The organism is Mycobacterium sp. (assembly GCF_046095365.1).
Lineage (GTDB): Bacteria > Actinomycetota > Actinomycetes > Mycobacteriales > Mycobacteriaceae > Mycobacterium.
This window is the reverse complement of record NZ_JBJTJF010000104.1, coordinates 1-12526: the sequence shown is the minus strand read 5'-3', so window position 1 is coordinate 12526 and position 12526 is coordinate 1. Positions and strand designations below refer to the sequence as shown.

The 12526-nt window shown below is 73.1% G+C and carries 12 protein-coding genes and 1 pseudogene; 6 read left to right on the top strand and 7 right to left on the bottom strand.

What is annotated here, in order from left to right; translation table 11 throughout:
* Positions 1-248 (bottom strand): annotated as a pseudogene (locus tag ACKOQ4_RS08770) (hypothetical protein); the annotation flags it as partial.
* A 3-nt stretch (positions 249-251) separates the two neighbouring features.
* Entirely contained in the window at positions 252-1745 is a 1494-nt protein-coding gene (locus ACKOQ4_RS08765) for a DEAD/DEAH box helicase (protein ID WP_526290889.1), read from the bottom strand.
* A 197-nt stretch (positions 1746-1942) separates the two neighbouring features.
* Here ACKOQ4_RS08765 and ACKOQ4_RS08760 point away from each other — a divergent pair, with 197 nt between their 5' ends.
* Positions 1943-2608, top strand: coding sequence for a ferritin-like fold-containing protein (locus ACKOQ4_RS08760; protein WP_526290887.1), 666 nt, complete (start codon positions 1943-1945; stop codon positions 2606-2608).
* A 31-nt stretch (positions 2609-2639) separates the two neighbouring features.
* Here ACKOQ4_RS08760 and ACKOQ4_RS08755 read toward each other — a convergent pair whose 3' ends face one another.
* A complete protein-coding gene (locus tag ACKOQ4_RS08755) occupies positions 2640-3176 on the bottom strand; it encodes a hypothetical protein (protein WP_526290885.1) in 537 nt (178 codons plus the stop codon).
* A gap of 173 nt (positions 3177-3349) precedes the next feature.
* On the opposite strand from ACKOQ4_RS08755, the gene ACKOQ4_RS08750 reads away from it, so the two are divergent.
* On the top strand, positions 3350-3589 hold the full coding sequence (locus ACKOQ4_RS08750) for a DUF3107 family protein (RefSeq protein WP_526290883.1): 240 nt from the start codon (positions 3350-3352) through the stop codon (positions 3587-3589).
* Between the two features lie 26 nt (positions 3590-3615).
* Here the strand turns inward: ACKOQ4_RS08750 and fasR are convergent, their stop codons facing one another.
* A complete protein-coding gene (fasR, locus tag ACKOQ4_RS08745; protein WP_526290881.1) occupies positions 3616-4248 on the bottom strand; it encodes an HTH-type transcriptional activator FasR in 633 nt (210 codons plus the stop codon).
* Between the two features lie 72 nt (positions 4249-4320).
* Here fasR and ACKOQ4_RS08740 point away from each other — a divergent pair, with 72 nt between their 5' ends.
* Genes ACKOQ4_RS08740 through ACKOQ4_RS08730 form a run of 3 tightly spaced genes read left to right on the top strand, consistent with a single transcriptional unit; the run spans position 4321 to position 7405 of the window.
* Positions 4321-5346 (top strand): DUF3152 domain-containing protein, encoded by a 1026-nt coding sequence (locus ACKOQ4_RS08740; RefSeq protein WP_526290879.1) that lies wholly within the window; start codon positions 4321-4323, stop codon positions 5344-5346.
* Positions 5346-6503 (top strand): ThiF family adenylyltransferase, encoded by a 1158-nt coding sequence (locus ACKOQ4_RS08735; RefSeq protein ID WP_526290877.1) that lies wholly within the window; start codon positions 5346-5348, stop codon positions 6501-6503. Before ACKOQ4_RS08740 ends, ACKOQ4_RS08735 begins: the two co-directional genes overlap by 1 nt.
* 47 nt (positions 6504-6550) lie before the next feature.
* Positions 6551-7405 carry a TIGR02569 family protein gene (locus ACKOQ4_RS08730; protein WP_526290875.1) on the top strand — a complete coding sequence of 285 codons (855 nt, stop codon included), beginning with the start codon at positions 6551-6553 and terminating at the stop codon, positions 7403-7405.
* Here the strand turns inward: ACKOQ4_RS08730 and ACKOQ4_RS08725 are convergent.
* Genes ACKOQ4_RS08725 through ACKOQ4_RS08715 form a run of 3 tightly spaced genes read right to left on the bottom strand, consistent with a single transcriptional unit; the run spans position 7402 to position 9432 of the window.
* Positions 7402-7704 carry an MGMT family protein gene (locus ACKOQ4_RS08725; RefSeq protein WP_526290873.1) on the bottom strand — a complete coding sequence of 101 codons (303 nt, stop codon included), beginning with the start codon at positions 7702-7704 and terminating at the stop codon, positions 7402-7404. The genes ACKOQ4_RS08730 and ACKOQ4_RS08725 overlap by 4 nt on opposite strands.
* Position 7705: 1 nt before the next feature.
* A complete protein-coding gene (locus ACKOQ4_RS08720) occupies positions 7706-8482 on the bottom strand; it encodes an alpha/beta fold hydrolase (RefSeq protein WP_526290871.1) in 777 nt (258 codons plus the stop codon).
* Entirely contained in the window at positions 8479-9432 is a 954-nt protein-coding gene (locus ACKOQ4_RS08715) for a DUF8686 domain-containing protein (RefSeq protein ID WP_526290869.1), read from the bottom strand. The genes ACKOQ4_RS08720 and ACKOQ4_RS08715 overlap by 4 nt, the downstream gene beginning before the upstream one ends.
* A 91-nt stretch (positions 9433-9523) precedes the next feature.
* Here ACKOQ4_RS08715 and ACKOQ4_RS08710 point away from each other — a divergent pair.
* Positions 9524-12526: PD-(D/E)XK nuclease family protein (locus tag ACKOQ4_RS08710; RefSeq protein ID WP_526290867.1), on the top strand; the 3003-nt coding region annotated here is incomplete at its 3' end.

The window sequence follows — 12526 nt, the reverse complement described above, 5'->3', positions numbered from 1 at the left end:
GCCCGCAACCGTTCGCGCCAGCGCACCCGGGGCGGCCAGGCCGGCACCGGACACGTCGAGAAGACTTCCGCGCCAACGGATTCCGCTGACGCGCCGGCCACGCTCGGCGCCGGTTCGGCAGCCGGGCGGCTGATCGTGGCGCGCGCAGAACTGCGCCACCAGAAGGCGCCGATCAGCAGCGCCACCACAGCGGCTATCGCCGCCGCGGCGATGAGGTCACCCCTGGTGCGGCGCTCCGGTCGGATCATGGGTCAGTTCGGTGCGGCCCCGGCCTCGGCGGCCTTGCGCGGGCCGCGGCGGCGGCGACGGCGCCGGGCACCGGAGCCTGCCTCGCCGGCGGCCGGCGCGTCAGCGGAATCCGTTGGCGCGGAAGTCTTCTCGACGTGTCCGGTGCCGGCCTGGCCGCCCCGGGTGCGCTGGCGCGAACGGTTGCGGGCGGGACGGTCGGTCTTGGTGTCGGTGGAGCTGACCCGGCTGGAGCCCTTGGGTTCGGGGCGCTTCCGCCCCGCCCCGATCGAACCGCCGGCCCCGGCGGGGATGCCCAGCTCCTCGTAGAAGTGCGGGGAGGTGGAGTAGGTCTCGCTCGGCTCCGGGCAGTCCAGCTGCAGCGCCTTGTCGATCATCGCCCAGCGGGTCATCTCGTCCCAGTCGACCAGCGTGATCGCGATACCGGTCTTGCCCGCCCGCCCGGTGCGACCGATGCGGTGCACGTAGGCCTGCTCGTCCTCGGGGATCTGGTAGTTGATCACGTGGGTGATGTCGTCGATGTCGATGCCGCGGGCGGCGACATCCGTGGCGACCAGTACGTCGACCTCTCCCTCGCGAAATGCCTTGAGCGCCTTCTCCCGGGCGATCTGGCCCAGGTCGCCGTGCACCGCCCCGACCTTGAAACCGCGCTCGGCGAGCTCGTCGCACACCTTCTGGGCGGTGCGCTTGGTGCGGGTGAAAATCATTGTGGCGCCGCGGCCCTCGGCCTGCAGGATGCGGGCGACCATCTCCACCTTGTCCAGCGCGTGGGCCCGGTAGGCGAACTGCTCGGTGGTGTCGTGGGTGGCCGAGGACTGCGGGGACTCCGCGCGGATGTGCGTCGGCTGGTTCATGAAGGTGCGGGCCAGCGTGATGATCGGGTCGGGCATGGTGGCCGAGAAGAGCATGGCCTGACGCTGGTCGGGGATCCGGCTGAGGATGCGTTCGATGTCGGGCAGGAAGCCCAGGTCGAGCATCTCGTCGGCCTCGTCGAGCACCAGCACCGACAGCCCGCCCAGCTGCAGGTGGCCCTGCTGGGCCAGGTCCAGCAGCCGGCCCGGCGTGCCGACCACCACGTCGGCGCCGGCCCGCAGGGCCTCGATCTGCGGCTCGTAGGGGCGCCCGCCGTAGATGGCGACCACCGACAGCGGGCGGCCGCCCTCGGCGGTGAGGTACTTGGCGGCGCCGGCCAGGTCGTCGTAGACCTGCAGGCACAGCTCGCGGGTGGGCACCACCACCAGTGCGCGCGGGGCGCCGTTGAGCTCCGCCGCGCCGGGTGCGGTGATCCGGTGCAGCAGCGGGACGCCGAAGGCGAACGTCTTGCCCATGCCGGTGCGGGCCTGGCCGATCAGGTCGTCGCCGGCCAGCGCCAGCGGCAGGGTTAGCTCCTGGATCGCGAAGGCGTGTTCGATGCCCTGTTCGGCCAGCGCGCGAACGATCTCCTCGCGCACCCCCAGGGACGTGAAGCTGGTCGGGGCGTGGGTATGCAGATGTGTCATGTGCCGTTCTTCCGTCAGTCGTTCCTCGTGTTTGCTTTCACGCGCGCACGAGTGACTTCCGGAAAAACGTGGGCCTCGCGCCACCTCGGTGAGGATCGACGACGGAGAGGCGGGCCCACTGCGTGCACGCACATTACCGCCGTCCATCATACCTGCTTGGCCCGATCGGCAGGTACCGCGCCGACTACAGTGGCCGCATGGAAGCGACGCACGGGGTTTCGCCGGCCACCATCCCGGCCGACCATCCCGGCATCAACGAGCTGTTCGCGTTGCTGGCCTACGGCGAGGTGGCCGCCTTCTACCGGCTCACCGAAGAGGCGCGGATGGCGCCGGACCTGCGCGGCAAGATCAACATGGCGCGGATGGCCGCATCCGAGATGGGCCACTACGAACTGCTCAGCGCGACGTTGGAGAGCCGGGGGGTGGACGTGCTGCCCGCCATCACCGGCTATGCCCCGGCGCTGGAGAAGTACCACCGGCTCACCATGCCCAGCACCTGGCTGGAGGCGCTGGTCAAGACCTACGTCGGCGACGCGATGGCGGCCGACCTGTACCTGGCGATCGCGGGGTCGCTGCCGCCCGACATCGCCGAGGTGGTGCGCGCCGTGCTGGCCGAGACCGCACAGTCGCAGTTCGTGGTGGCCGAGGTCCGCTCGGCCAGCGGGCGTCAGCGCAACCGGCTGGCGCTGTGGTCGCGCCGGCTGCTGGGCGAGGCCATCACCCAGGCGCAGTACGTCCTGGCCGATCACGACGAACTGGTCGACCTGGTGCTCGCCGGCGGCGGGCTGGGTCAGCTGACCGACCTCTACGACCGGCTGCAGCGCACCCACTCCGATCGGATGGCTCAGCTCGGTCTGGCCTGAGGTGCCGGACCTGTAGGTCAGTGGTGGCAGGTCAGTGGTTGCAGGTCGTGCTGGGGGAGAACGTCGTCTGCGACACCACCGTCCCGCCGCCGGCGTCGGTGATCCAGCAGTTGAGCTGACTTCCCCGGCTGTTGGCGGTCACGTAGTTCACCGGCAGGTCGGGGATGAGCGTCATGGTCCAGGGCAGCGTCACGTTCTGCACCGTGCGCAGCGCGCCGGTCTCGTCGGCGTAGACCACGGTGACCGGATCGTCGGGCCGCTGGTTCCCGGCGATGGTGTAGACGATCTGGCGCAGATCGACCCGGGGCCGGGAGCCGGGCGCCCCGGCGTCGATGCGGACCGGCACCTCCGGCAGCGCCCCCGGGGCGACGGTGACGGTGACGGCCTGCGGGGCGGCGTGCGGGGTGTCCGCGCCGGGCGTCGCGATGACCGTGCGGGTTCCGGCGTGGTCGGTCGCGGTGGCGCCGCCGCCGGCCGTGATGACGCTCATGGTGGCCGCGCCGGCGGCCGCCAGGCCCAGCACCGTGCCCGCGATCCGCGGCCAGCGCGGCCGTCTGTAGTCGTCCACCCGGTCAGGTTAGGGACTGCCGCGCGGCGCCGCGCAGACGGCGCACGCACCCGTTGTCATGCTGTTACCGCAGCTTGATCACCTTGTTTGCGCCAAGCCCGGTACGGCGCGGCGACCGCGGTCGGCGTCCACTAGCCTGCTTCCAGACGCGAGTGAGAGGAAAGGGGCCACCTGTGGAGGTCAAGATCGGTGTCTCGGACAGCCCGCGGGAGCTTGTCTTCAACAGCCCCGATACCCCCGAGCAGGTCGAGCACCACATCCGGGCGGCCATCGCCGAGGGTGAGAACGCGATCCTGAGCCTCACCGACGACAAGGGCAAGCGACTGCTGGTGCAGACCGCCAAGATCGCCTACGTGGAGATCGGCGCCGCCGACGCGCGCCGGGTCGGCTTCGGCGTCGCCTCGCCGTCCTGACCGGACCGGTCGCCTGACCGGCCCTGTCAGCCGCGGGTGAGCGGCACGTGCGACAGCCCGCCCCAGGCGAACTGCACGGTGCCCTCGACGGCGTCCTCCCTGGAGATCGGCCGATCGGCGTCCAGCCAGTAGCGCGCGCAGTCCACGCTGATGCCCACCAGGCCGACGGCGATCATCCGCGCCCGGTGCGCCTCCAGCCCGGAATCCCGGCTGATCAGGTCGAACACCGCATCCGTGCAGGCGTCGGTGGCCACCTTGACCTGCGCGGCCACCTGCGGCTCGGTGACGTTGTCGTTCTGAAAGATCAACCGGTAGCCCTGGCTGTCGTGCTCGATGAAGTCGAAGAACGCCCCGACCGCCGCGCGCAGCCGCTGGCGGTTGTCGGTGGTGGTGCGCAACGCCCGGCGCACCCCGGTCACCAGGATGTCGATGTGCTGCTGCAGGACCGCCAGATACAGGTCGAGCTTGCTGGAGAAGTGCTGGTAGAGGACCGGTTTGCTGACCCCGGCCCGGTCGGCGATCTCGTCCATCCCGGCGGCGTGGTAGCCGCGGTCGACGAAGACCTCGCTGGCCATCGCCAGCAGCTGGTCCCGGCGCTCACCGCGGGGCAGCCGCCCGCCGCGGGCCGGCTTGCGCGCGGTGCCGGTGGGGTTGGGCATCGGCCCGACATTACTCTCCGGCGGCGGCGTGCCCGGGAGTCGGCCGGAGCGCCGTTATGCCATCCTGGGTCGGTGACCAATCAGCCGGGGCCCCGCGGGGGCGGTCGGGTGCCGGTGCTCAGCGCCGAGCCCAGCGAGCCGCTGCGGGCGCTGCGCGACCCGCTGGCCGAGGAGTCCGGCCGGCCGCGGGCCAACCGCGAGGAGCGCGGCCAGGTCCGCATGCAGAGCTGGCTGGGCCGGTTCCTGTCGACCTACGGCTGGCGGGCCTACGCGCTGCCGGTACTGGTGGTGCTCACCGGGGTGGTGCTCTACCAGACCTTCACCGGCACGTCGGTCCCGGTGACCCAGGAGGCGGTGAAGAGCCCGCCGACGATCGGATCGCTGGGCACCACCATCGTCGGCGCCCCGCCGCGCGGGCTGACCGAATTCGACGCCAACCTGCCCACCGGCATCGTGCCTGCGGGCGGGCCGTACACCGAGGTCGGCGCGAAGGCCTGGCACATCGTGCCGGGCACCACCCCGAAGGTGGGCGAGGGCACCGCCAAGACGTTCACCTACACCGTCGAGGTGGAGGACGGCATCGACACCTCCTCCTTCGGCGGAGACGAGGGTTTCGCCCGGATGGTCACCGAGACCCTGGGCAACCCCAAGAGCTGGACGCATAACCCGCAGTTCGCCTTCCAGCGCCTCGACGCCCCCGACGCCAAGCCCGACTTCCGGGTGTCGCTGACCTCCCCGGCCACCATCCGCGAGGGCTGCGGGTATGAGATCGAGCTCGAAACATCTTGCTACAACCCGATTTACGGGCCCGATGCCGAGCCGCGGGTGTTCATCAACCTGGCCCGCTGGGTACGCGGCGCCGTACCGTTCCAGGGCGACATCGGCTCCTACCGGCAGTACCTGATCAACCACGAGGTGGGCCACGCCATCGGCTACACCAGCCACGAGCCGTGCGACCGCACCGGGGCGCTGGCGCCGATCATGATGCAGCAGACCTTCTCCACCTCCGACAACGACGCCGCCCGATTCGACCCCGGATCGGTCCGGCCGGACGGCAAGACCTGCCGGTTCAACCCCTGGCCGTACCCGATCGCCTGATGCCCCTGCCGCCGCTGGTGCCGCCGGCCGCGGAGCTGACTCCCGCCGAGATCGCCCGCTACAGCCGGCACCTGCTGCTGCCCGAGATCGGGGCGACCGGGCAGCGGCGGCTGAAGAACGCGCGGGTGCTGGTGGTCGGCGCCGGCGGCCTGGGATCGCCGGTGCTGCTCTACCTGGCCGCCGCCGGGGTGGGCACCCTCGGCGTCGTCGACTTCGACGTGGTCGAGGAGTCCAACCTGCAGCGCCAGATCATCCACGGCAGCTCCGACGTGGGCCGGCTCAAGGTCGACAGCGCCCGCGACGCCATCGCCGAGGTCAATCCGCTGGTGCGCGTCCGGCCGCACCCGTTCGCGCTGAGCGCCGGCAACGCCGTGCAGATGTTCGGCGAGTACGACCTGATCGTCGACGGCACCGACAACTTCGCCACCCGCTACCTGGTCAACGACGCCGCCGCGCTGGCCGGAAAGCCCTGCGTGTGGGGCTCGATCGACCGGTTCGCCGGACAGGCCGCGGTGTCCTGGGAGGACGCCCCCGACGGCCGGGGCCTGAACTACCGCGACATCCACCCCGAGCCGCCGCCGCCCGGTGCGGTGCCGTCCTGCGCCGAGGGCGGTGTGCTGGGCGTGCTGTGCGCGTCGATCGCCGCGGTGATGGCCACCGAGGCCGTCAAGCTCATCACCGGCGCCGGCGAACCGCTGCTGGGCCGGCTGCTGATCCACGACGCGCTGGCGATGTCCTACCGGACCGTCGAGGTCCGCAGGGACCCCGCCCGGCCGCCGCTCACCGCTCTGGACGACTACGAATTGCTCTGCGGCACAGCGCCGGACGCCGCCGAGGCCGGCCTGACCCCGGCCGAGTTGCGCCGGCTGCTGGACTCCGGGGCGGCGGTCGCGCTGATCGACGTGCGCGAGCCGGCCGAGTGGGAGATCAACCGCATCGAGGGCGCCCGGCTGATCCCCAAGTCGGTGCTGGAGTCCGCGGACGGGCCCGCCCTGCTGCCGCCCGGCGCGGTCCCGGTGCTGTACTGCAAGACCGGGGTGCGCTCGGCGCAGGCGCTGGCGGCACTGCGCGACGCCGGTGTCGGCGGGGCGACGCACCTGCGCGGCGGGATCGTGGCGTGGGCCGCGCACTTCGATCCCGACATGGCGATGTACTGACGGTCTGGTTGACGCTCAATGACGTTGGCACGCCTTACCCTGGCGATGTGATCGACGAGCCGCCGCCCGAGCATGTGCTCGCGGCGTTCGGCCTCACGGGCGCGGTTCCCGAGGAACTCGACTCCGGCTGGGACAGCGGCTGGCGCTGCGGTGAGATCGTGCTGTCGCTGATCGCCGACCACGCCCGCGCCGCCTGGTCGGCGAAGGTGCGCGAGTCGATGTTCGTCGAGGGCCTGCGGCTGGCCCGCCCGGTGCGTTCCACCGACGGGCGTTACGTGGTGTCGGGCTGGCGGGCGGACACCTACGTCGCCGGCGCCCCCGAGGCGCGCCACGACGAGGTGGTCTCGGCCGGGGTGCGGCTGCACGAGGTCACCGCCGGTCTGGAACGTCCCCGGTTCCTGACCCAGGCGCCGGTTCCGCCGTGGACCGAGGTCGACGTGTTCACCACCGCCGACCGGGCCGCCTGGGAGGACCGCCCGCTGCAGAACCTGCCGCCGGGCGCCCCGCCGATCCCCGATACCCAGGACCGCGTCCAGTCCGTCGACCTGGTGCGGCAGCTGGCCGGGCTGCGCAGACCCACCGAGAGCCCCAGCCAGCTGGTGCACGGCGACCTGTACGGCACCGTGCTGTTCGCCGGCACCGCCGCGCCCGGGATCACCGACATCACCCCCTACTGGCGGCCGGCGTCCTGGGCGGCCGGGGTCGCCGTCGTCGACGCGCTGTCCTGGGGCGAGGCCGACGACGAACTGATCGAGCGGTGGGACGACCTTCCGGAGTGGCCGCAGATGGTGTTGCGTGCGTTGATGTTCCGGCTTTCGGTGCATGCGCTGCACCCGCGCTCGACCCCGGAGGCCTTCGCCGGTCTGCTGCGCACCGCCGCCGTGGTGCGGATGACGCTCTAAGCCGGAAAGTCGTAACGCACCGCGGCCAGCGGAACCCGGCCGCCCTCGGCGTGCACGCCCTCGGTCCGCAGCAGTTCCAGCTGCGCCGTCGCCAGGTGCCGCGCGGGACGGCCGGACGCGGTGATCACCCGGTGCCAGGGCAGATCCGAGGAGTCGGTGCGCATGATCCAGCCGACGATTCGCGGGCTGGAAAGCCCTGCCGCGCAGGCGATGTCGCCGTAGGTGGCCACCCGTCCGGGCGGGATGGACGCCACCAGCGCGCGCACCGATTCCACCTGCGCGTCGGTGACGGCGGGCATCTCAGGCGAGCATCCCGCGGATGACGGCGGCGGTCTCGGCCGGCTTCGCCAGCGGCACCATGTGCTGACAGCCGAAGTCCTCGAGGGTGAAGTCAGCGCCCAACTGGGCCGACAGCGCGCCGATCAGCGCCTCGGAGACATACGGTGGGTCACTGAACGCCGCACGCACCAGCGTCGTCGCAGTCCCCTTGTGCGGCAACACGATATCGCGGGAGAGCTCACTCCAGTAGGACATCATCGCCGGCCCGCACACCCGCCAGCCCCAGCGGCCGTTGGGCAGGGCGACCAGATGCTCGGCGATCTCGGTGTCCAGTTCGGCCGGCGGCACGTCGGCCCACGAGCCGGTGGCCTTCTCGGTGCGGGCCTCGTCGGGGTCGGTGTAGTCCGGGGAGGCCATCGTCGCCTCGGCGACCTCGCGCATCCGCTGCCCGTTCAGGGCGACGGCCGGGTCCAGCAGCACCAGCCCGGACACCAGATCCGGGCAGGCCGCCGCCAGGTGCAGCCCGACCGCCCCGCCGAAGGAGTGCCCGACCACCAGTACCGGGCCGTCGGCCTCCTTCTCGATCAGGGTGGCCAGCGCGGCGACGTTGGCGTCGATGGTCCACGGCGCGGCCCACGTCGAGTGGCCGTGGCCGATCAGATCCGGTGCCAGCACGGCGATGTCGGGCAGGTGCCGGCCGGCCAGGTCGTGCCAGCGTGCGCCGCGTCCGGTCAGCCCATGGATCATCAGGACCCGCGCCGGGCCGGGCGGCCCGTACCGGTTGAGATGGAGGGTCATCGGCGCTTCGCCCGTGCCTCGCGGAGCTCGGTGTAGTTCGGCACGTCCCGGTAGCGGAACCAGGCCGCGATGAAGATGGCCATCGAGGCGAGCACCACCACTTCGATCCAGAAGAACGCCAGCGCGTCGATCCACGCGCCGATCGGGGGAGCGCCGGGGAGGTTGACGCGCAGTGGCACCAGGGCGAAGAGCAGTACCGCGAGCCACCCGGCGAAAGGCGGCTCGACCGGTCTGCGTGCGGTGAACGCCGACCAGGCGACCAGCAGGGCCAGGGTGGCGATCACGACCAGCAGCATCAGGATGATGGCCACGAACACCTTCAGTCCGCCGGACCGTTCGATCTTCAGCGTGGTCTTGAGCGTTGATCCGTCCACCGTCAGATCCCAGTACTCGGTCCAGCCCTCCAGGCCGTCGCGCGGCGCGGACCACAGCCCGACCGGCGCCGGCTCCTCGCCGCGGCCGGTCAGCTTCTCGATCCTGACCAGTGGTGCGGCGACGGGTTCCTGGCGGTTGTCGGTGTACTGGTAGGAGTAGGTGTAACGGTCCAGCGGATACCCCAGCGGGTCGCCTTCCAGCGGGTACACCAGCAGATAGTCCTTGCCCACCGGAGTCCCGGCCGGAATGTCGGTCACGACGGGTCCCTCGACGACGTTCTTCGTCGACATGCGCAGCGGGACGGCGAATTCGTCGAGGGCGTCGTTGAGGTAGGAGCCCCTGGGCGCCAGTTCCACGCGCAGCGTCAGCTCGTTCATCGACGGGTCGAACCTGGCGCTCTCGAGGATGATGTTGACGCCGTCGGAAACCGGTGCCGGCTGCTCGGCGATGTTCGACTTGCCGGTGTTCGCGTAGAGGTACACCGAGGTGATCACGCACAGCACCACGGCCGCTATCACGGCCAGGACCCGGCGGGCGGTGGCACCGATTCGCCGGGCGGCACCGGTTCCTCGCATCGCGGACCTTTCTTTTCGCGACCGCACGCTACCGCGCGGTGCGCGGCGTCGATCGGCGATTGTGTCAGACCGTGGTGGTGTCATCGGTGTCGTGACCGAACCCGCCGATCTGCTCAGCCCGCACCTTCGCGGCACGCTGCGGGTGCTCGGCGGGCCGGGAACCGGAAAGAGCCGCCTGCTGGTGGAGGTGGCCGCCGCGCGCATCGGCGCGGGTGTCGATCCGGAGTCGGTGCTGCTGCTGACCTCGGGCCGGCTGGCCGCGGCCGCCCGGGGCGCGCTGACGGCGCGGCTGCTGGGGGCCGGCGCCGGGCCGCTGCCGGTGGTGCGCGAGCCGCTGGTGCGTTCGCTGCACAGCTACGCCTTCGCGGTGCTGCGCAAGGCCGCCGAGCGCGCCGGTGATCCGCCGCCGCGGCTGGTCACCGGGGCCGAACAGGACGCGGCCATCCGCGAACTGCTCGAGGGCGACCTGGCCGGCGGCGCCCGGGCCTGGCCGCGCGAGCTGCGGCCGGCGCTGAGCACCGCCGGGTTCGCGATCGAACTGCGCGACCTGCTGACCCGCTGCGCCGAGCGCGGCGTCGACCCGGCCGCACTGCGCCGCCTCGGCCGGGAGTCCGGCCGGCCCGAGTGGGTGGCCGCCGGCCGGTTCGCCGAACAGTACGAACAGGTGATGCTGCTGCGCGCCTCGGTCGGCACCGCGGCCCCGCAGGCCAGCGTGCCGACGCTGGGGGCCGCCGAGCTGGTCGGTGCCGCGCTGGAGGCACTCGCCGCCGACCCCGACCTGCTGGCCGCCGAGCGGGCCCGCATCCGGCTGCTGCTCGTCGACGACGCCCAGCACCTCGACCCGCAGGCCGCCCTGCTGGTGCGGGTGCTGGCCGCCGGCGCGGACCTGGCGCTGCTGGCCGGTGATCCCAACCAGGCGGTGTTCGGGTTCCGCGGCGCCGATCCGCAACTGCTGCAGCCCGATTCGGGCGGCCTGGTGGAACTCTCGCGCTCGCACCGCTGCGCACCGGCGGTCGCCCGCGCGATCGGCGGCATCGCCGCGGGGCTGCCCGGCGCGGCCTGGCGGACCCTTCAGGGCGCCGGCGGCGACGACGGCTCGGTCACCGTCCGGGTGGCCGACTCCGGGCACGCCGAGGCAGCGGTGATCGCCGACGCGCTGCGCCGGGCGCACCTGGTCGACGGCATCGCCTGGTCCCAGCTGGCGGTGATCGTCCGGTCGGCGTCGGCCGCCGCGGCGCTGTGCCGCTCGCTGGCGGCCTGCGGCGTCCCGGTCGACCAGCCGGCCCTGAGCGGGCCGATCGCCGAGCACCCGGCGGCCCGGGCGCTGCTGACGGTGCTGGCGGCCACCGCCGTCGGCCTCGATCCGCAGCGGGCCGAGACGCTGCTGACCGGCCCGGTCGGGCGGGTCGACCCGGTGTCGCTGCGCCAGCTTCGCCGGGCGCTGCGCCGCGGGGTCGACGAGCCCGCCGCCGACCTGCTCGCCGCGGCGCTGACCGGCCCCGCCCCGCAGCTGCCGGCCACGCTGGCCGCGCCGGTCAAGCGGGTCCGCGCGGTGCTGGCCGCCGCCGCCCGCGCGCACCGCGGCCACCACGACCCCCGCTACACGCTCTGGCAGGCCTGGGAGCGCAGCGGGCTGCAGCGGCGCTGGCTGGCCGCCGCGGACCGGGGCGGGGCCGACGGCGCGCTGGCCGAGCGGAACCTCGCCGCCGTCACCGCGCTGTTCGACATCGCCGACACCTACGTCGCGCGCACCACCGGCGCGTCGCTGGACGGACTGCTCGACCACCTCGCCGGCCTGGCGCTGCCGCCGGTGCTCGACGCGCCGGCGGCCGCCGAGACGGTGGCGGTGCTCAGCCCGCACGCCGCGCTGGGCCGGGACTGGGAGATGGTCGTCATCGCCGGCCTGCAGGACGGCCTGTGGCCCAACACCACTCCGCGCGGCGGGGTGCTGGGCACCCAGCGGCTGCTGGACACCATCGACGGCCTGGGCGACGAGGTGTCGGCCCGGGCGCCGCTGCTGGCCGAGGAGCGCCGGCTGCTGATCGCCGCGATGGGCCGGGCCCGGCGCCGGCTGCTGATCACCGCCGTCGACGCCGACACCGGCGACGAGGTGAGCCTGCCCTCGCCGTTCCTGCTCGAACTGGCGGCTCTGGCCGGCGGCCCCGGCCACACCCCGCCGCAACCGGTGCCGGCCCCGCCGGTGCTGTCGCCCGCCGCGGTGGTCGGGCGGCTGCGGGCCGCGGTATGCGCGCCCGACGGCGAAGTCACCGACGGCGAACGGGCCTGCGCGGCAGCCCAATTGGCCCGCCTGGCCGCGGCCGGGCTGCCCGGCGCCGACCCGTCGCAGTGGCACGGCCTGGCCGGGGTCAGCACCGACGAGCCGCTCTGGGAGGGCGCCGGGCACACCGTCGCACTGAGCCCCTCCACGCTGCAGACCCTGACCGACTGCCCGCTGCGCTGGCTGGCCGAACGCCACGGCGGCACCGGCGCCCGCGCGCTGAGCTCCACCCTGGGTTCGCTGGTGCACGCCCTGCTCGCCGACTGGAACGGCAGCACCGAACAGCTCGTCGCCGAACTGGAAAACCTCTGGGCCGCTCTGCCGTTCGACGCCCCCTGGTACGCCGCCAACGAGCTCGAGCGCCACCGCGCGATGATCGCCGCGTTCGCGGCGTGGCGGGCGGCCACCCGCGGCGAGCTCACCGAGGTCGGCACCGAGGTGGAACTCGACGGGGTGGTCGCCGAGCCGGCCGGCGGACTGCCCGGGGTGCGGGTGCGCGGGCGCATCGACCGCCTGGAGCGCGACGCCCAGGGCCGGCTGGTGGTCGTCGACGTCAAGACCGCCAAGACCCCGGTCAGCAAGGACGACGCCCAGAACCACGCGCAGCTCGGGCTCTACCAGCTGGCGGTGTCGGCCGGGCTGCTGCCCGACGGTGACCAGCCCGGCGGCGGCCGGCTGGTCTACGTCGGCAAGCCCTCGGCCGCCGGCGGCGCGACCGAACGCGAGCAGACCGCGCTCGGCCCCGCCGACACCCCCGGCTGGCAGGAGGCGGTGATCATCGCGCGGTGGCGCTCGAGCTCGTTGGCGGCGTACCAG